18 protein-coding genes are annotated in these 18,442 nt (G+C 66.6%); 14 read left to right on the top strand and 4 right to left on the bottom strand.

Translation table 11 applies throughout. From position 1 onward, the window contains the following. Positions 1-2: 2 nt before the first annotated feature. From OU800_RS05385 to OU800_RS05350, 8 genes are read left to right on the top strand one after another with little or no spacing between them, the layout of a single operon-like run. Positions 3-959, top strand: a complete 957-nt coding sequence (locus OU800_RS05385) for a MerR family transcriptional regulator (RefSeq protein ID WP_268181788.1) — start codon at positions 3-5, stop codon at positions 957-959. Next, a complete protein-coding gene (phrB, locus tag OU800_RS05380; protein WP_268181786.1) occupies positions 947-2,386 on the top strand; it encodes a deoxyribodipyrimidine photo-lyase in 1,440 nt (479 codons plus the stop codon). Before OU800_RS05385 ends, phrB begins: the two co-directional genes overlap by 13 nt. Then, on the top strand, positions 2,383-2,805 hold the full coding sequence (locus OU800_RS05375) for a nuclear transport factor 2 family protein (protein ID WP_268181784.1): 423 nt from the start codon (positions 2,383-2,385) through the stop codon (positions 2,803-2,805). Before phrB ends, OU800_RS05375 begins: the two co-directional genes overlap by 4 nt. Next, positions 2,802-3,557, top strand: a complete 756-nt coding sequence (locus OU800_RS05370) for an SDR family NAD(P)-dependent oxidoreductase (protein WP_268181782.1) — start codon at positions 2,802-2,804, stop codon at positions 3,555-3,557. The genes OU800_RS05375 and OU800_RS05370 overlap by 4 nt, the downstream gene beginning before the upstream one ends. Continuing rightward, entirely contained in the window at positions 3,554-4,801 is a 1,248-nt protein-coding gene (locus OU800_RS05365) for an NAD(P)/FAD-dependent oxidoreductase (protein ID WP_268181780.1), read from the top strand. The genes OU800_RS05370 and OU800_RS05365 overlap by 4 nt, the downstream gene beginning before the upstream one ends. Further along, on the top strand, positions 4,798-5,598 hold the full coding sequence (locus OU800_RS05360) for a DUF1365 domain-containing protein (protein WP_268181778.1): 801 nt from the start codon (positions 4,798-4,800) through the stop codon (positions 5,596-5,598). Before OU800_RS05365 ends, OU800_RS05360 begins: the two co-directional genes overlap by 4 nt. Then, positions 5,585-6,859, top strand: coding sequence for an SAM-dependent methyltransferase (locus OU800_RS05355; protein ID WP_268181776.1), 1,275 nt, complete (start codon positions 5,585-5,587; stop codon positions 6,857-6,859). The genes OU800_RS05360 and OU800_RS05355 overlap by 14 nt, the downstream gene beginning before the upstream one ends. Beyond that, positions 6,852-7,379, top strand: a complete 528-nt coding sequence (locus tag OU800_RS05350; RefSeq protein WP_268181775.1) for a DUF2878 domain-containing protein — start codon at positions 6,852-6,854, stop codon at positions 7,377-7,379. The genes OU800_RS05355 and OU800_RS05350 overlap by 8 nt, the downstream gene beginning before the upstream one ends. 406 nt (positions 7,380-7,785) lie before the next feature. Here OU800_RS05350 and OU800_RS05345 read toward each other — a convergent pair whose 3' ends face one another. Then, complete coding sequence (locus OU800_RS05345) at positions 7,786-10,149, bottom strand: DNA polymerase II (RefSeq protein ID WP_268181773.1); 2,364 nt, start codon at positions 10,147-10,149, stop codon at positions 7,786-7,788. Between the two features lie 211 nt (positions 10,150-10,360). On the opposite strand from OU800_RS05345, the gene OU800_RS05340 reads away from it, so the two are divergent. Genes OU800_RS05340 through OU800_RS05330 form a run of 3 tightly spaced genes read left to right on the top strand, consistent with a single transcriptional unit; the run spans position 10,361 to position 12,042 of the window. Next, positions 10,361-10,792: a group II truncated hemoglobin gene (locus OU800_RS05340; RefSeq protein WP_268181771.1), complete on the top strand. Its 432-nt coding sequence runs from the start codon at positions 10,361-10,363 to the stop codon at positions 10,790-10,792. Continuing rightward, a complete protein-coding gene (locus tag OU800_RS05335) occupies positions 10,785-11,123 on the top strand; it encodes an FKBP-type peptidyl-prolyl cis-trans isomerase (RefSeq protein ID WP_268181769.1) in 339 nt (112 codons plus the stop codon). Before OU800_RS05340 ends, OU800_RS05335 begins: the two co-directional genes overlap by 8 nt. Continuing rightward, complete coding sequence (locus OU800_RS05330) at positions 11,116-12,042, top strand: class I SAM-dependent methyltransferase (protein WP_268181767.1); 927 nt, start codon at positions 11,116-11,118, stop codon at positions 12,040-12,042. Before OU800_RS05335 ends, OU800_RS05330 begins: the two co-directional genes overlap by 8 nt. Positions 12,043-12,167: 125 nt before the next feature. On the opposite strand, the gene norR is transcribed toward OU800_RS05330, so the two are convergent. Next, a complete protein-coding gene (norR, locus tag OU800_RS05325) occupies positions 12,168-13,718 on the bottom strand; it encodes a nitric oxide reductase transcriptional regulator NorR (RefSeq protein ID WP_268181766.1) in 1,551 nt (516 codons plus the stop codon). 194 nt (positions 13,719-13,912) lie between these two features. On the opposite strand from norR, the gene hmpA reads away from it, so the two are divergent. From hmpA to OU800_RS05310, 3 genes are read left to right on the top strand one after another with little or no spacing between them, the layout of a single operon-like run. Continuing rightward, on the top strand, positions 13,913-15,094 hold the full coding sequence (gene hmpA, locus OU800_RS05320) for an NO-inducible flavohemoprotein (protein WP_268181764.1): 1,182 nt from the start codon (positions 13,913-13,915) through the stop codon (positions 15,092-15,094). An 18-nt stretch (positions 15,095-15,112) separates the two neighbouring features. After that, entirely contained in the window at positions 15,113-15,364 is a 252-nt protein-coding gene (locus OU800_RS05315; protein ID WP_268181763.1) for a transmembrane sensor/regulator PpyR, read from the top strand. Further along, the gene (locus tag OU800_RS05310) at positions 15,351-16,526 is read left to right on the top strand and encodes an NnrS family protein (RefSeq protein ID WP_268181761.1); all 1,176 of its coding nucleotides are present in this window, start codon (positions 15,351-15,353) and stop codon (positions 16,524-16,526) included. The genes OU800_RS05315 and OU800_RS05310 overlap by 14 nt, the downstream gene beginning before the upstream one ends. A 4-nt stretch (positions 16,527-16,530) precedes the next feature. On the opposite strand, the gene OU800_RS05305 is transcribed toward OU800_RS05310, so the two are convergent. Both OU800_RS05305 and OU800_RS05300 read right to left on the bottom strand, forming a co-directional pair. After that, complete coding sequence (locus OU800_RS05305; protein ID WP_268181759.1) at positions 16,531-17,775, bottom strand: SLC13 family permease; 1,245 nt, start codon at positions 17,773-17,775, stop codon at positions 16,531-16,533. Between the two features lie 122 nt (positions 17,776-17,897). Continuing rightward, positions 17,898-18,440 carry an isochorismatase family protein gene (locus tag OU800_RS05300; protein ID WP_268181757.1) on the bottom strand — a complete coding sequence of 181 codons (543 nt, stop codon included), beginning with the start codon at positions 18,438-18,440 and terminating at the stop codon, positions 17,898-17,900. Positions 18,441-18,442: the final 2 nt, after the last annotated feature.

Genomic DNA, 18,442 nt, shown 5'->3' with positions numbered 1-18,442 from the left:
CGATGAATACCGATACCCTGGTCGATCACGAAACCGGCAACGACTATCGTCAGGCCCTCGACGAGGGCTACCTGCCGATTCGCGAAGTGGCACGCAGCACCGGCGTCAATGCCGTGACCCTGCGTGCCTGGGAACGCCGCTATGGCCTGATCGTGCCCTACCGCACCCCCAAGGGCCACCGCCTCTACTCACCCGCCAACGTCACGCGCATCCAGGCCATCCTCGCCTGGCTGGCCAGAGGCGTGGCCGTGGGCCAGGTCAAGTCGCTGCTCGACCACGAGCAGGTGCCGCAACCGACGAACACCGACAACTGGTCGCGCCTGCGCAACGAACTGCTGACCTGCATCGTCCAGTTCAACGAACGCCGCCTGGACGAGCGCTTCAATGCCAGCCTGGCGTTATACCCGGCGGCCACCCTGGCCGCGCAGTTGCTCTGGCCCCTGTTGGGGGATTTGCGCCTGCGTTGGCAGGGCCAGTTCGGCAACCGCGCCGAACAGGTGTTCTTCTTCTCCTGGCTGCGCAGCAAGCTGGCTACCCGCGTCTACCACAGCAACCGGCAGGCCAACGGAGCGCCGCTGCTGCTGGTCAACATCGGCGACGCACCGATGGAGCCCGGGCTCTGGCTCAGCGCCTGGCTGATCAGCGCCAGCGATTGCCCGGTGGAAGTCTTCGACTGGCCGGTGCCGCCCAACGAGCTGCTCGGCGTGCTGGAGCAGATGGTTCCACGCGCCCTGCTGCTGTATGCCGAACAGGCGCTCGACGGCAGCCTGGTGCACCGTCAGTTGCCACGTCTGGCCGAGCAATCTCCAGTACCGCTGCTGATTGCCGGCCCCGCTACCCATATCCATCGCGATGCCCTGGTCGCGCTGAATTCGGCCAGCGACCCGCTGGCGGCCCACGCCTGGCTTTGCAGCAGTGGCCTGCTAGGCCCTCAGGAGGTTCCGTCATGCGCCGACTGATCTGGTTTCGCAGCGACCTGCGCGTGCAGGACAACAGCGCCCTGAACCAGGCCATGGGCGCCGGGCCGAGCATCGCCTTATACCTGATCACCCCTGGGCAATGGCAGCGCCATGACGACGCCCCGTGCAAGGTGGATTTCTGGCTGCGCAACCTGGCTCAGCTAAGCCAGGCACTGGCGGCCCTCGGCGTGCCACTGCTGATACGCCGCTGCGACGACTGGCAGGCAGCCCCGGCGGTAATCGCCGAGCTGTGCCATGCGCACGAGGTCTGCGCCGTGCACGTCAACGAGGAATATGGCGTCAACGAAAGCCAGCGTGATCGAACCGTCGCGGCCTATCTCGCCCAGCAGGCCATCGACTGGTACAGCCACCTCGACCAGATCTTCTTCCGCCCCGGTAGCGTGCTGACCCGCTCGGGTGGCTACTTCCAGGTCTACAGCCAGTTCCGCCGGGTCTGCTACGAGCACCTGCATGCGAGCCTCCCAGCCGTGCAGCCCACGCCCAGGCCGCAGGCGCCCCTGCCGCTGCCGGCCGACCCGGTGCCCACTGCCGTGGAAGGTTTCGCCACGCCCAGTGATCTGCTACGCAGCCTCTGGCCAGCCGGCGAACAGGTCGCCCAGCAACGCCTGGCGCGCTTCGCCGACGAGCAGGTCGCCTACTACCAGGACGAGCGCGATTTTCCCGCCAAGCCCGGCACCAGCCAGCTATCTCCCTACCTGGCCGCTGGCGTGCTGTCGCCACGCCAGTGTCTGCATGCGGCGCTGGCGGCCAATAAAGGCGAATTCGACAGCGGCAACCCCGGCGTCGTCACCTGGATCAACGAGCTGCTCTGGCGCGAGTTCTACAAGCACATCCTGGTGGGCTACCCGCGCGTGTCGATGCATCGTGCCTTCCGCCTGGAGACCGAAGCCGTGTCCTGGCGTCAGGCGCCCGAGGAACTGGCGGCCTGGCAGGAGGGGCGCACCGGCCTGCCGATCATCGACGCGGCCATGCGCCAGTTGCGCGAAACCGGCTGGATGCACAACCGCCTGCGCATGATCGTCGCCATGTTCCTGACCAAGAACCTGCTGATCGACTGGCGCGCAGGCGAACGCTTCTTCATGCGCCAGCTGATCGACGGCGACCTGGCGGCGAACAATGGCGGCTGGCAGTGGAGCGCCTCCACCGGCACCGACGCCGCGCCCTACTTCCGCATCTTCAACCCCATCAGCCAGTCGCAGAAATTCGACCCGGACGGTCACTTCATCCGCCAATGGGTGCCGGAACTGGCAGGCCTGAACAAGCGCGACATCCATGACCCGTCCGCACTCGGCGGCCTGTTCGCTCCGGCCGGCTACCCGCGTCCGATAGTCGACATGGCCCGCTCACGGCAACGCGCCCTGGCGGCCTTCAAGAACCTGGCCGGCAGCGAAGAGGCCCTGGCATGAGCGACTTTCTCCGCCAGTTCGGCCAGCGCTTCGCTACGCTGAACAAGGACAACCTCGACCTGCTCGGCGAGCTGTACAGCGATGACGTGTCGTTTCGCGACCCACTGCATGAGGTGCATGGGCTGAGCGCCGTGCGCCGCTACTTCGCCGAGCTGTACGCCAATGTCGAGGCCCTGCAGTTCGAGTTCCACGGCTTCGATCAGGTCGCCGAAGGCGAGGGCTACCTGCGCTGGACCATGCGCTACCGCCATCCGCGCCTGCGCGGCGGTGCCGAGATCGCCGTGGAGGGCTGCTCGCACCTGCGCTGGCGCGACAAGGTCTACCAGCACCGCGACTACTTCGACGCCGGTGCCCTGCTCTACGAACACCTGCCCCTGATGGGCAGGGTCATCGCCTGGCTGAAGCGGAGGTTGGCATGAAACGCATCTGGCTCACCGGCGCCAGCAGTGGCATCGGCGCGGCGCTGGCGGAAGAACTACTGCGCGCCGGCCACCGAGTCGCACTCAGCGCGCGCAGCGTCGGCCCGCTGCAGGCCCTGGCCGCACGCTATGGCGAGCAGGTTCTGGTGGCACCGGGGGATCTCACCGATGCCGAGCAGGTGCGCGCCATCGGCCAGCGCATCGCCCAGGCCTGGGGTGCGCTGGACTGCGCCATCCTCAACGCCGGCACCTGCGAATACGTCGAGGTGCGCCAGTTCGAGGCAGCGATGATCGAGCGTGTGGTCAGCGCCAACCTGTTCTCCGCCAGCCATTGCATCGAGGCGGCACTGCCCCTGTTGCGTGAGGGGCAACGTCCGCATCTGGTCGGTGTTGGCAGCTCGGTGACCTACCTGCCGTTGCCGCGCTCCGAAGCCTATGGCGCCTCCAAGGCGGCCATGCGCTACCTGCTGCAGAGCCTGCGCATAGACCTGGCCGCCGAAGGCATCGACGTTACCCTGGTCAGCCCTGGTTTCGTCGACACGCCGCTGACGCAGAAGAACGACTTCCCCATGCCCATGCGCTGGCCGGTGGAGCGCGCCGCGCGCTACATCGCCGAACGCCTGGACAAGCGCCCGCACGAAATCGCCTTCCCCACCCCCTTCATCGCCGTACTGAAACTGCTCGGCAGCCTGCCCAGCCGCCTGCAACTGGCCATCGGCCGGCGCCTGGCGCGTAACGAGGACGCTCAATGAAAATCGCCATCGTCGGCAGCGGCATCGCCGGCCTGACCTGCGCCTACCTGCTCCAGCGCAACCATGACATTCAGGTGTTCGAGGCCAGTGACTGGATCGGCGGCCACACCCATACCGTGGATGTGGAGGTGAATGGCCGCGCCTACGCCATCGACACCGGCTTCATCGTCTTCAATGACTGGACCTACCCCAACTTCATCCGCCTGCTGAACGAGCTGGGCGTGGCCTTCAAGCCCACCGAGATGAGTTTCTCGGTCAGCGACCCAGTGACCGGCACGGAATACAACGGCCACGACCTCAATACCCTCTTCGCCCAACGCAGCAACCTGCTATCGCCGGCCTTCTGGGGCATGGTGCGTGACATCCTGCGCTTCAACCGCAAGGCCCTGGACGACCTCGACCAGGGCCGCATCGCCGCCGACATGACCCTGGGTGACTACCTAACCCGCAACGGTTACGGCCGGCGCTTCATCGAGCACTACATCGTGCCCATGGGTGCGGCGATCTGGTCGATGTCGCTGGTGGACATGCTGGCCTTCCCGCTGCAGTTCTTCGTGCGCTTCTTCAAGAACCACGGCCTGCTGTCGGTGAGCGATCGCCCGCAATGGCACGTGATCGAAGGGGGCTCGCGCAGCTACGTGGCACCGCTGACCGCCAGTTTCGCCGAGCGTATCCGCCTCAACTGCCCGGTGCTGCGCGTCGAGCGCGACGCCGACGGTGTGACCCTGCACAACGCCGCCGGTAGCGAACGCTTCGACAAGGTGGTGTTCGCCTGCCACAGCGACCAGGCCCTGGCCCTGCTGGCCCAGCCCAGCCAGGCCGAACGGGACATCCTCGGCGCCCTGCCCTATGCCAACAACGACGTGGTGCTGCACACCGACACCCGCCTGCTACCCAAACGCCCCCTGGCCTGGGCCAGCTGGAACTATCGCCTCGGCGGCCCCAGCGAACATCCAGCCGCCGTGACCTACGACATGAACATCCTGCAGGGCATCGACAGCGAAACCACCTTCTGCGTCAGCCTCAACCAGACCGCCACCATCGACCCGCGCCAGATCCTCGGCCGCTTCCAGTACGCCCACCCGCAGTACAGCCTGGCCGGCATCGCCGCGCAGGCACGCTGGCAGGAACTGGCCGGTGCGCAGCACAGCTACTTCTGCGGCGCCTACTGGGCCAATGGCTTCCACGAGGATGGCGTGGTCAGCGCCCTGCGCGTGGCCCGCGAGCTGGGGGAAAGCTGGTGATCAGCGCCCTGTACAACGGCTGGGTGCAGCACCGTCGCTTCGCCCCGCGCAAGCATGCCTTCCGCTATCGCATGGGCCTGCTGTATCTGGATCTGAGCGAACAGGCGCAACTGTTCGCCCTGTCGCGTCTGGCCGGCGCCGGTCGCTGGGCGCCCTTCGCCTTCCGCGAAAGCGACTATCTGCCCGAGGCCACACGCCAGGGCACGCCTTTGCACGAGGCGGTGCGCGACCGCGTGCAAGCGGCCCTCGGCATCCGCCCGCAGGGGCGCATCTGCGTGCTGACGCAGCCGCGTAGCTGGGGCCTGGCCTTCAACCCGGTGAGCCTCTTCTACTGCCACGACGCCGAACAACGGCTGATGGCGGTGCTCTGCGAAGTCAGCAACACGCCCTGGCGCGAGCGTTATCACTACGTGCTGCCGGCCAGTGGCGAAGGGCGCCAGCGCTTCAGCGTGGACAAGGCCTTTCACGTCTCGCCCTTCCTGCCGCGCGAGCTGCAGTACCGCATGAGCCTCAGCCCAGTGGGCGAGCGCCTGGGCGTGCACATGGCCGACTGGCAGGGCGACACCAAGGTGTTCGACGCCAACCTGGCCTTGCAGCGTCAACCCCTGACCCGCGCCAGCCTGCATCGCTATCTGCTGAGTTTTCCCTGGATGGCCGGCAAGACCCTGCTGGCCATCTATTGGCAGGCCCTGCGCCTGCTGCTCAAGCGCATCCCGATTTTTGACCACCGGCCCGCAGAAGGCAGCTTCCGCGTCGCCCGCCCACAAGCGAAGGACATGCCCCATGAAAAGCTCTAGCCTGAACTCCGCGAAGAACCTGGTGCGCAGCGGCAACGGCATCGGTGCCAGCCTGCTGCGCCGCGCCGTACTGCGCCAGTTGCAGAATCTGCGCCACGGCCTGCTGATCATCCACGAAGCCGGCGACAGCCTGCACTTCGGCGACCCGCAGGCGCGTCTGCGCGCCGAGATCGACGTGCACGACCCGGCCGTCTGGGGTCTGGTGGCCGGCAACGGCTCGATCGGCTCGGGCGAGGCCTATATTCACGGCTACTGGAGCACCCCGGATCTGACCGCGGTGATCCGCATCTTCGTCGCCAACCTCGACGTGCTCGATGCCATGGAGGGCGGTCTGGCGCGCCTGGGGCGCCCGCTGATCCAGGGCCTGCACTGGCTCAACCGCAATACCCGCAGCGGCTCGCGGCGCAACATCGCCGCGCACTACGACCTGGGCAACGAGCTGTTCGAGCAGTTCCTCGACCCCACCATGATGTACTCGGCGGCGATGTTCCGCAGCGACGACGAGAGTCTGCTACAGGCCCAGCTGAACAAGCTCGAACGCATCTGCCAGAAGCTCGATCTCAAGCGCAGCGACCACCTGCTGGAGATCGGCACCGGCTGGGGCAGCATGGCCATCCACGCCGCGACCCGCTACGGCTGCCGGGTGACCACCACCACCCTGTCACGCGAACAGTACGCCCATACCCAGCAGCGCATTCGCGAGCTGGGCCTGGAAGATCGCATCACCCTGCTGCTGGAGGACTACCGCGACCTGAGCGGCCAGTACGACAAACTGGTGTCCATCGAAATGATCGAAGCCGTCGGCCATCACTTCCTGCCCACCTACTTCGCCCAGTGCGCGCGCTTGCTCAAGCCCGATGGGCTGATGCTGCTGCAGGCCATCACCATCCGCGACCAGCGCTACGAACAGGCGCGGCGCAGCGTCGACTTCATCCAGCGCTACATCTTCCCCGGCGGCGCGCTGCCGTCGATGCACAAGATGCTCGACGTGGTCAGCCGGCATACCGACCTCAACCTGCACCACATGGAAGACTTCGGCCTGCACTACGCGCGCACCCTGCGTATCTGGCACGACAACCTGCGCCAGGCGCGGCATCGCCTCGAGCAACTGGGTTACGACGATTATTTCTACCGGCTGTGGGAGTTCTACCTGTGCTATTGCGAAGGGGGCTTCCTCGAACGCACCATTGGCACCGCCCAACTGCTGCTGGCCAAACCCTCGGCGCGGCCTGCTCCCCTTCTAGGAAACCTCGATGCCTAAACTGATCGCCAACGCCCTTCTCTTCCAGCTTGGCTGGCTCGCCTGCGTGCTGGGCGGTGACGGCCTCTGGCTGCTGGTGGTGGCCGGGGTGTTGGCGGTGCACCTGCTGTGGGTAAGTAGCTGGGCGGCGGAAGGCAAGCTGCTGCTCAGCGTGTTCCTCGCCGGCAGCGCGCTGGACAGCTTTCTGCTCAACCTCGGGGTATTCGACTTCGGTGAGCCACGCCAGTTGATTCCGCTGTGGCTGGCCCTGCTCTGGCTGCTGCTGGCGACCACCCTCAACCACTGCCTGGCCTGGACGGCGCAACCCTGGTGGCGCGGCAGCCTGCTCGGCGCCCTCGGTGCGCCGCTGTCCTACTACGGCGGCGCGCAGCTCGCCGACGTCAGCCTGCCCCTGGGCACCTGGCCGACCCTGGCCCTGCTGGCGGTGATCTGGGCGGCGGTGATGCCGGTGCTACATGGTTTTGCCAGGTTGTATCGGGCGCAGTACGAAGACCAGTTGCGCCGCCAACGCGGCGCATGAGGGCGCCTACAAATAGGGCTCACCCCCAATGTTCAAGCACTCCACGCTAATTCTGGGTTACCTCGCGTTCAGGCGCGTGCAGAGCCCGCCCAGGAGGGCGAACGGAATCGCCGTGGAAGAGGTTGAGCGGCATGGATGCCGCGAGAGCCGCGATGGGCCAGGGATGGCCCACCGCGGCGGGCCTCTGGAACGGCGATGGAGTGAGCGAACCCTCGCGCAGCGAGGGCCGGATGAAAGGGCGGAGGTTTTTGGTTACTTTTGCCCTGCAAAAGTGACTCGCCCGGGAGGGCGAAACCAAAGACATCAGCAAAAACGCGGCAATTCGGAACAAGCATCCGAAACGACAACATAAACCTGCCACTCCGCTATCAAGTCTGTTCACGCTTTCAGAAGTGCCTATAAGCCCTCAGAACAACCCCAACTGCCCATCCAGCAAACGCTCGAAATCCCCCCCGACGAAGGGCAGGATGGCATCGGCCACCGGCTTGAGCTGGCGGCTGATGTAGTGCTCGTAGTCCAGCGGCGACAGCAGGCGCTCCAGCGGTTGCGGCCCGGCCGTGGTGATCAGGTAGCTGATCCAGCCGCCGCGCTGGTATTGCAGCGGCCGGCCCAGACGCTGGTTGTGCTCGTCGGCCAGGCGCGCGGCGCGCACATGCGGCGGCACATTGCGTTGGTAGTCGTCGAGGCGCCGGCGCAAACGCTTGCGGTACACCAGCAGTTCGTCCAGCTCGCCGGCCAGGGTGCGCTTCACGTAGTCGCGCACATAGTCCTCGTAGGGCTGGCCGGCAAATACCAGGCGGTACAGCTCCTGCTGGAAGCGCTGCGCCAGTGGCGACCAGTCGGTGCGTACCGTCTCCAGGCCCTTGAACACCATGCGCTCGCTGCCATCGACGGTGCGTACCAGGCCGGCATAGCGCTTCTTGCTGCCCTCCTCGGTGCCGCGAATGGTGGGCATGAGAAAGCGCCGGTAGTGAGTCTCGAACTGCAGTTCCAGGGCGCTGTTCAGGCCGTACTCACTTTGCAGATGCTCGCGCCACCAGGCGTTCACACGGGCTACCAGCGCACGACCGATGCGCGTCGCCTCCTCCTCGTCATGGGCGCGGCCAAGCCAGACGAAGGTGGAATCGGTATCGCCATAGATCACCGCATGGCCTTCGGCCTCGATCAGCTCGCGGGTGCGCTTCATGATCTGGTGCCCGCGCAGGGTGATGGACGAGGCCAGGCGCGGGTCGAAGAAGCGGCAGCCGCTGGAGCCGAGCACGCCGTAGAAGGCGTTCATGATGATTTTCAACGCCTGCGAAAGCGGCTGGTTGCCTTCACGCTTGGCCGCCTCGCGCCCCTGCCAGACGCGCTCGACGATGGCCGGCAGGCAATGCTGGGTGCGGGAGAAGCGTGCGCCGCGAAAACCTTCCACCGAGTGTTCATCATCTGGCTGGTGCAAGCCTTCCACCAGCCCTACTGGGTCGATCAGAAAGCTGCGGATGATCGAGGGGTACAGGCTCTTGTAGTCCAGCACCAGCACCGAGTCGTAGAGGCCAGGGCGCGAATCCATGACGAAGCCGCCGGGGCTGTTCTCGCCACGAATGTCGCCAAGATTGGGCGCGACGAAGCCCAGGCGGTGCATGGGCGGCAGGTACAGGTGGGTGAAAGCCGCCACCGAGCCGCCGCTGCGGTCAGCGGCCAGGCCGGTGACGCTGGAGCGCTCCAGGAGGAAGGCGAGCAGATCGGTGTGGGCGAAGATGCGCGTGACCAGCTCGCAGTCCTTGAGGTTGTAGCGGGCCAGCGCCGGCTTGTCCTCATCGAACATGCGCTGGATCTCGTCCATCCGTGCATAGGGCGTGTCGATGGCCTTGCCCTCGCCGAGCAGGGTCTGCGCTACCGATTCGAGGCTGAACGAGGAGAAACTCCAGGTGGCCGAACGCAGCGCCTCGATGCCGTCGATGATCAGCCGCCCGGCTGCCTCGGCGAAGTAGTGCTGGCTGCTGTTGTGCTGGCGCCAGCCCATCACGTCGCCACCCCGCCCCAGCAGCAGCGGCACCTTGAACTGCTCGGCGTGATCGCGCAGCACGCGCAGGTCGAACTGCACCAGGTTCCAGCCGATGACGGCATCGGGATCATACTGAGCCAGCCAGGCATTCAGGCGCTCCAGCAGCGCCTTGCGGCTGTCGCAGTACTCCAGGTCGAAGTCGACGGCGCTGGCGTCACCATTGGCCGGGCCGAGCATGTACACCTGGCGCTGGCCGCAGCCCTCCAGGGCGATGGAATACAGCTCGCCACGGGCGCTGGTCTCGATATCCAGCGACACCAGGCGCAGCACCGGGCGGTAATCGGCGGCGGGTTTGAGCGACTTGCATGACAGGCTGCCGTCCTGCTGTTCGACGCCCTCGAAGGCCACCGTTGCGGTGATGAAACGCTCCATCAGGTAGCGATCCGGCGGGCGGATATCGGCCTCAAAGACGTCGACGCCGACCTGGCGCAGCTTCTTCTCCAACTGCAGCAACTGACGGTACTGGCGGCAGTACAGCCCCAGCACCGGGCGGCGCTTGAAGTCGCGCAACCCAAGCTCGCGCAGCTCGACACCCTTCTCATTACGCAGCAACGGTTCGGCCCAGGCGCGCTGCTCGGCGGGGATAAAGGCCACCGACTCCTGAGGCGGCAGGCGCACCTGGCGCGGGCCGGCATCGGTGGCCAGCCAGAAGGCCACTTCGGTGCCCTCCGGTGTGTCGCGCCAATGGCGGCTGAGCACGAAGCCTTGCTGGGGTTGCGTCATCATCGTTTCAGACAAGCACGGCCTGCCCCCTCTCCCGCTTGCGGGAGAGGGCTGGGGAGAGGGTGTGATTTTTTCTCCCTCTCCCCCGGCCCCTCTCCCATAAATGGGAGAGGGGAGAAACGGCCTCTGCAGTTGCCCATTACCTCGAACCAAACTGGTCGGCCATTCTACGCCAGCGGTTACAATGGCGCCTTTTCCGGACGATGGCTCGATGAGCGACACCCCTCCCTACGGCACTCTCGATGCCTCCTACCAGGCCGCTGGCGGCATCGATGGCCTGCGCCGGCTGGTCGACGACTTCTACCGGCTAATGGACGAGCGCCCCGAGGCCGCCGCTCTGCGCGCGCTACACCCGGCCGACCTGAGCGCCGCCCGCGACAAGCTGGCGTGCTTCTTGAGCGGCTGGTTGGGCGGGCCGCGCCTGTTCGCCGAGAAGTACGGCAGCATCAGCATCCCCGCCTTCCATGCCCAGTGGCCGGTGGACGCCGCCCTCGCCCAAGCCTGGCTGGACTGCATGGCCGGCGCCATCGCCCTGCAAGACTATGACCCAGCCTTCGCCGACTACCTGCTGACCCAGTTGCGCGTGCCTGCGCAGCGCATCCTCCAGGCCGCCCATAACCGACACGGAACCCGACATGACTGACCAACTGATCATCGAAGACCTGCAACCGGGCGACGGCAAGGCCGTGGTCAAGGGTGCCCTGATCACCACCCAGTACCGTGGCTGGCTGGCCGACGGCACGGAGTTCGACTCGTCCTTCTCGCGTGGCAAACCCTTCCAGTGCGTGATCGGCACCGGCCGGGTGATCAAGGGTTGGGATCAGGGCCTGATGGGCATGCAGGTGGGCGGCAAGCGCAAGCTGCAGGTGCCGGCGCACCTCGGTTATGGCGAACACAGCGTGGGCTCGATTCCACCCAATTCCGACCTGACCTTCGAGATCGAGCTGCTGGAAGTGCTGACCCGCGATGACTGACGCCGCCCTCGTCACCCTGCGCGAGCACCTGCTACAAGCGCTGGAAAACCACCCTGGCAGCGAGACGCGCCGCCTGTTTCATGGCCGTGGTCGCTGCTGGCCGGCTCTGGAGCAGATCACCGTCGACTGGCTGTCCGGCATCGTTCTGGTGATGCTGTTTCGCGAGCCGTCGCCAGCGCTGCGACCGCTGCTGATGGAACTACTGCAGACGCCGCAATGGCAGGCCAGCGGCGCCCGTGGCCTGCTGCTGCAGCACCGTTATGTGCAGGGTAGCGAAAGCGAATGGCTGGCCGGCGAGGCGCAGACGCAATGGCCGATCATCGAGGACGGCCTGCACTACCTGCTCGACCTGGGCAGCAAGCAGAACAGCGGTCTGTTCCTCGACATGCGCCTGGGCCGCCAGTGGGTGCGCCAGCAGGCCGCCGGCAAGCGCGTGCTCAACCTGTTCGCCTATACCTGCGGTTTCTCCGTGGCGGCCATCGCTGGCGGTGCCGAGCGGGTGGTCAATCTGGATATGGCCCGCGCCGCACTGTCGCGAGGGCGTGAGAACCATCGCCTGAACGGCCATGACCTGGGCCGGGTGGAGTTTCTCGGCCACGAGCTGTTCAAGTCCTGGGGTAAGGTGCGCAAGAGTGGGCCTTATGACCTGGTGATCATCGACCCGCCAAGCTTCCAGAAAGGCAGCTTCGCCCTCACCCAGGACTACGCCAAGATTCTCCGGCGCCTGCCCGAGCTGCTCAGCGAGCACGGCACGGTGCTGGCCTGCGTCAATGACCCGGATATCGGCCCGGGCTTTCTTGTCGATGGCATGGCCGCCGAGGCGCCGCAGTTGCGCTTCGTCGAGCGCCTGGACAACCCGCCGGAGTTTCCCGATATCTCGCCCGAGAGCGGCCTCAAGGCGCTGGTGTTCCAGTTGTAGCCCGGATGAAATCCGGGAATTGCGGGCCCCGGATTGCATCCGGGCTACGCACCTGGTGTTCCCGCGTAGGGTGCGCTGCGCGCACCACCTGCCAACGCCGATAGATCCGGTGCGCACGGCGCACCCTACCGAACGCCCAGTCGCCTGGCCAAGCGGCTGAGGTTGGCGCGATCCACCCCCAGCTCGCGCGCGGCGTCGGCCCATTTGCCCTGGTGGCGCGCCAGGCACTGCTCGATCAAGCGGCGCTGGAAGGCATCCACCGCCGGGCGTAGCTCCATGCCAGCCGGCACGGGCTCATCGGAATCCAAAACCGCCTCGACAGCAGTGCTCGCCTCGCCAGCCGGCAAGTCCAGATCCTGCACATCGAGGCTGAGAATGCGCGGACGCTCGTCATGGCGCGCCAATGCCTTGATCGCCGCGCGGCCGATCAGGTGCTCCAACTCACGCACGTTGCCCGGCCAGTCATGGCCCAGCAGCGCCTTCTGCGCCTCCGCACTCAGGCGCAGGCTGCGCAGCCCGAGGCGGGCGCGATTCTCTTCGAGGAAATACCCCGCCAGCAGCAGCACATCGCGCCCCCGTTCGCGCAATGGCGGCACCGGCAACGGGTAGACGCTGAGGCGGTGATAGAGGTCGGCACGGAAGCGCCCGGCGCGCACCTCGGCTGCCAGGTCGCGGTTGGTGGCGGCGATCACCCGCACATCGACGCGGTGCTCGCGATCCGAGCCGACCCGCTGCAACTGGCCGCTCTGCAGCACGCGCAACAGCTTGGCCTGCACCGCCAGCGGCAGCTCGCCCACCTCGTCGAGGAATAGGCTGCCGCCGTCGGCCAGCTCGAACTTGCCGCTGCGCTCGCTCATGGCCCCGGAAAAGGCGCCACGCACATGGCCGAACAGCTCGCTCTCCACCAGGGCATCCGGCAACGCCGCGCAGTTGAGGCTGACCAAAGGCCGCTGCGCACGCGGCGACGCAGCGTGGATGGCCTCGGCCACCAGTTCCTTGCCCACGCCGGTCTCGCCAGTGATCAGCACGGTCAGCGGGCTGTCGCCAACCAAACGGATTTCGCCCTGCAGCTTGCGCAGCGCCGCGCTCTGTCCCACCAGCTCGCGCGGTTGCTGGCGGGCCTGCTGGTACAGCGCATTGAGCTGGCGCTCGGCCTCCACCCGCCGCGCCAGACCACTGATACGCTCGCTCACCTTGACCGTGGCAGCGGCCAGGCTAGCGAAGGCCTCCAGCCCATCCAGATCGACCTGGCCGAAGCGCGCCGGGTCGAGCGAATCCAGGGTCAGCAGGCCCCAGAGCTGCTCGTCCAGATACAGCGGGCAACCCAGGCAATCGTGCACCTCCAGATGGCCATGCAGCCCCTCGACCAGGCCGTCGTAGGGGTCGGGCAGCCCGCAGTCGGCGGCGAAGCGAGTCGGCCCGGCATGCTCCAACAGCGCCGCCAGACGTGGATGCTCGCTGACCCTGAAGCGGCGTCCCAGGGTGTCGGCGCTCAGCCCCTCGACCGCCAAGGGCACCAGCATCTCGCCATCGAGGCGCAGCAGGGCCACGGCATCGCAAGGGAACAACTGGCGCAAAGCGGCAAGCAGGCGCCGATAGCGCTCACCATCGTCCAGCTCACGGGACAGATCAGCCACCAGAGGGATCAGGGTCTGCAACAACGGATTAGCGGTCATTTCGACTACTCATTGTCTTTATGACCCAGAATCAAGACGAGTCATTAATACAACAAAACAATTAAGCCATTGATATTTAAGGACTAATTAAATGGCACGCTTACTGATAGGTATCTCGCGCTAACGCTAGCACGCCACAACTGGCCAGACGAGCCACCCCGGCGCCTTTTATTTTGCCTTGCGGAGAAACCCAAATGCTGACCGACGCTCAACGCGACCTGATCAAAGCCACCGTCCCCCTGCTGGAAAGCGGCGGCGAAACGCTGACCACCCATTTCTATCGCATCATGCTCAGCGAGTACCCCGAGGTACGCCCGCTGTTCAACCAGGCGCACCAGGCCAGTGGTGACCAGCCGCGCGCGCTGGCTAACGGCGTACTGATGTATGCCAGGCATATCGACCGCCTCGAGGCCCTCGGCCCGCTGGTGGCGCAGATCGTCAACAAGCACGTATCGCTGCAGATTCTTCCCGAACATTACCCCATTGTCGGCGCCTGCCTGCTGCGGGCGATTCGCGAAGTGCTGGGTGCCGAGATCGCCACCGACGCGGTGATCGATGCCTGGGCCGTGGCCTATCAGCAACTGGCTGATATCCTCATCGGCGCCGAAGAGCGCCAGTATGCCGAGAATGCTGCCGCGCCCGGTGGTTGGCGCGGCGCCCGGGCCTTCCGGGTGGCGCGCAAGGTGAGCGAAAGCGCCGAGATTCTGTCCCTGTACCTGCAGCCGGTGGACGGTGGCGCACTGCTCGCCCATCAGCCCGGCCAGTACATCGGCCTACGCCTGCTGCTGGATGGCGAGGAGGTGCGCCGCAACTATTCGCTGTCGGCCCTGGCCAACGGCCGCGAATACCGTATCAGCGTCAAGCGCGAGCCCGGTGGCCGGGTGTCCAATCACTTGCATGACGAGGTGCAGGTCGGTGACGAGCTGGAGCTGTTCCCGCCGGCTGGCGAATTCACCCTGAGCGAATCGAACAAGCCACTGGCGTTGATCAGCGCTGGCGTCGGCATCACCCCGGCACTGGCCATGCTCGACGCGGCGCGACACAGCGGCCGACCGATCCACTTCATCCACTGCGCACGCAATGCCCAGGTGCATGCTTTCCGCGATTGGGTCGCGGCCCAGGCCGCCGCGCACCCGCAGATTCGTCATTACGTCTGCTACAGCGAACCGCACGAGGCCGATCAGGCCGATGCCACGGGCCTGCTCAGCCGCGATCTGCTGGAACGCTGGCTGCCAGCCGAGCGCGACCTGGACGCCTACTTCCTCGGCCCGAAACCCTTTATGGCCCAGGTCAAGCGTCACCTGCAGGCGCTGGGCGTGCCCGCCGAACAAAGCCGCTACGAGTTCTTCGGCCCGGCCTCGGCTCTGGATAGCTGAACGATGAGGAGGTGAACCATGTACCCACTGAATCTTCCACCGCTGCAGATTCTGCACTTGTCCAGCCAGTTGCTGTGGGGCGGCCTGATCCTGCTGCTGGCGGGACTGGTCGCGGCCTATGGCCTGGAGAAGCAGTTGAACGTGCCGACGCTGGTACTGGCGCACAGTCTGACGCTGCTCGGCCCCAGCATCTTGAAGATCGGCTACGTGCTGCGCCTGGTCGCGCAGCAACGCCTGAAAGACGAGGCATGCGCGCATGCAATTGCTTGATCGCAAACGGGTACTGGCCATCCCCCCGCTCTGGCGCCTGGGCTTTCGCCCGTTCTTCCTCGCCGGCGCCCTGTTCGCCGGGCTCGCCGTCGCCCTCTGGGCGGCGGTGCTGCAGGGGCTGGCGAGCCCAGCGGTGCCCGGTGGCATGCTGGCCTGGCACCGCCACGAGATGCCCTTCGGCTTCGGTCTGGCGATCATCGCTGGCTTCCTGCTCACCGCCGTGCAGAACTGGACGGGCCGTCCGGGCCTGAGCGGGCGCCCCTTGATACTGCTCTGCGGGCTGTGGCTGGCGGCGCGCCTGGCCTGGTTCGTCCCCGTACCGCTGGCCCTGCTGATCGTCCTGCAACTGGCCTTTGTCGGCCTGTTCATCGTGCAGATGGCGCGCCAGTTGATCGCTGCGCGACAACGCAACAACTACCCCATCCTGCTGGTGCTGAGCCTGCTCGCCCTGTGCCAGACGCTCACTCTCACCGGTCTGGCGCAGGGCGACGACAGCCTGCAACGCAGGGGCGCCCTGGCCGCGTTGTGGCTGATCGGCGTGCTGCTGAGCCTGATCGGCGGGCGGGTGATCCCCTTCTTCACCCAGCGCGGCCTGGGCCGGGTCGAAGCCTTCGCCGCCCATCCCTGGCTGGATCGTCTGCTGCTGGTCTGTGGTGTGCTGGTCGCAGCGGCGTTCGCCAGCGGGCACAACCTGCAACCCCGACCCTGGCTGGCCATCCCCTTCATGCTGCTGGCGGTGCTGCACGGCCTGCGCCTGTGGCGCTGGCACCTGCCCGGCATCTGGCGCGTGCCGCTGCTGTGGTCGCTGCATCTGGCCTATGCCTGGCTGCTGCTCGCCACCCTGGGCATGGCCGCCTGGCACCTGGGCTGGCTGGCGCAATCCAGCCTGGCCAGCCATGCCTTGGCGGTGGGCGCGATGGGCGGGCTGATCCTGGCGATGATGGCGCGGGTCAGCCTCGGCCATACCGGGCGCGCCCTGCAGCCGCCCCAGGCCATGGCCTGGGCCTTCGCCCTGGTCAACCTGGGCGCGCTGATTCGGGTCGTAGCAGGTGGCGGCTGGTTATGGCTGGCGGCGCTCTGCTGGGGCCTGGCCTTCGCCCTGTTCGCTCTGCGCTATGCGCCGATGCTGTGCCAGGCGCGGGTGGACGGGCATCCCGGGTGAACGCCTACCAGGCTAGCCAGCCACCCAGCCCGAGCCACAGCCCAGCCAGCGCCATGCTCAGCAAAGTCACTGGCACGCCACTGCGCGCATAGTCGACGAAGCCCAGGCTGACGCCGTGGCGCTTGGCCCCCTCGGCGACGATCAGGTTGACCACGCTGCCGATCAGCAGCAGGTTGCCCGCCAGGGTGGACATCACGGCCAGGCCGATCAGCACCGAATGCGACAGCTCCGGCATCAACCCCAGCAGCAACACCACGAACGGCACGTTGCCGATCAGGTTGCTCGCCACCAACGAAGCACTGGCCAGCGACCACACGCCCTGCGGCAACAGGCCATGTTCGGCCAGCCACGCCGCCCCCTGGGCAAGCTGCGGCAGTTGCAGCGCCGCGCCACTGACCAGGAACAGGCCGACGAACAACAGCAGCAGGTTCCAGTCCACCTTGTGCACGTAGTCACGGCTGTCCACTCGGCGTGACACCATCACCAGCACCGCCACCAGCAATGCCGACAACTCGCGCGGCATGCTGGTGGCGAACAGGGCCAGCAGGGCCAGGCTGGCCAGCAGCGGCTTGAGGTAACTGTGCGCGCCATAGACCTGCTCCACCGGCATGTCGCTCGCCGTCAGGGGCTTGGCTTGCCCCCAGCGCCGCCGCCACTGCAGCCAGATCACCCCATGGACGATGACCATGGCGGCCAGCGCGGGCGGGCCGGCCACGGCCACGTAGCCCCAGAAATCCAGGCCGCCGGCCTGACCGATAAGGATGTTCTGCGGGTTGCCGATCAGGCTGGCGGCGGAGCCGGCATTGCACGACAAGGCCAGCGCCAGCAGGAAGGGCCGCGGCTCCAACCCACGTTGCTGCAGGCTGCGGCAGAGCAGCGGGGTCAGGGCGAAGGCGACGATATCGTTGACCAGAATCGCCGAGAGCAGACCGCCTAGCAGCACCACGCCGGCCAGCAACAGGGTCGGGCGCGTGGCGTGCCGGGTGAGGTAGCGATTGAGCCAGGCATAGACGCCGGAGAAATCGAACTGCGCGGACACCAGCATCAGCGCCAGCAGCAGCAACAGCGCGCCGGGGTCGAGGTGCTGCGCAGCCTCCGGCATGCTCAGCGCGCCGCTGACCAGCAGCAGCACGGCGGCACTGCAGGCGATCCAGCTACGGTCGACACGCAAGCCACGGATGCCTCCGGCAGCCATGCCGAGATAGGTGAGCACGAACAGGCCGAGGGTCAGCCAGGCAGCGAAGGTCATGGGGGAAATATCCACAAGCATGGGAGGGCAGCACTCTAGCGCTAGTTCCAGCACTGAGGAATCAGGTGTTCGTCATCGCGTTTGCTGGGGTATCCCCGGATTTCATCCGGGCTACGTCCGGCTCAGCGGATAAAGGCCCGGCTGACCTCGCGAAACGTCTCGGTGCCGGCTTGCTCCAGCCACTCGAAGGCGACCATCTCACGCGACACGATCACTGCCCCGGCGCGCTCCATGCGCGCCAGGCCCAGAGCCTTGTCGCGCAGGCGGCGCGAGCCAACGGCCTCGTCCACCACGAACACCTCGCGCCCCGCCGCCAGCAGACCAAGCACTGTCTGCAGCACGCAGACGTGGGTTTCCGTGCCGCAAACGATGAACTGCTGGCGCTCGCCGCCGGGCAGGTCGAACACCCCAGCGCCTGCGGTGGCGGCAAAATGAATCTTCTCGCGCAGCCCCACGTCCGGCAGCAGCGCGCGCAGTTCCGCTGCGGTGGTGCCCAGTCCCTTGGGGTACTGCTCGGTGGCGATCACCGGCACGTCGAGCCGCTGCGCCACCTGTACCAGCCAGGCGGCCTGCTCGACCACCGCCGCGCCGCCGTCGATGGCCGGCAGCAGACGCTCCTGCAGATCGATCAGCAGCAGGGTGGAATCCTTCGCTCGCATCAGCATGA

The sequence above is a fragment of the Pseudomonas sp. GOM7 genome, assembly GCF_026723825.1.
In the GTDB taxonomy this organism is placed as follows: Bacteria; Pseudomonadota; Gammaproteobacteria; order Pseudomonadales; family Pseudomonadaceae; genus Aquipseudomonas.
The sequence above is the reverse complement of the archived record's forward strand: the minus strand, read 5'-3'. Positions and strand labels throughout refer to the sequence as shown.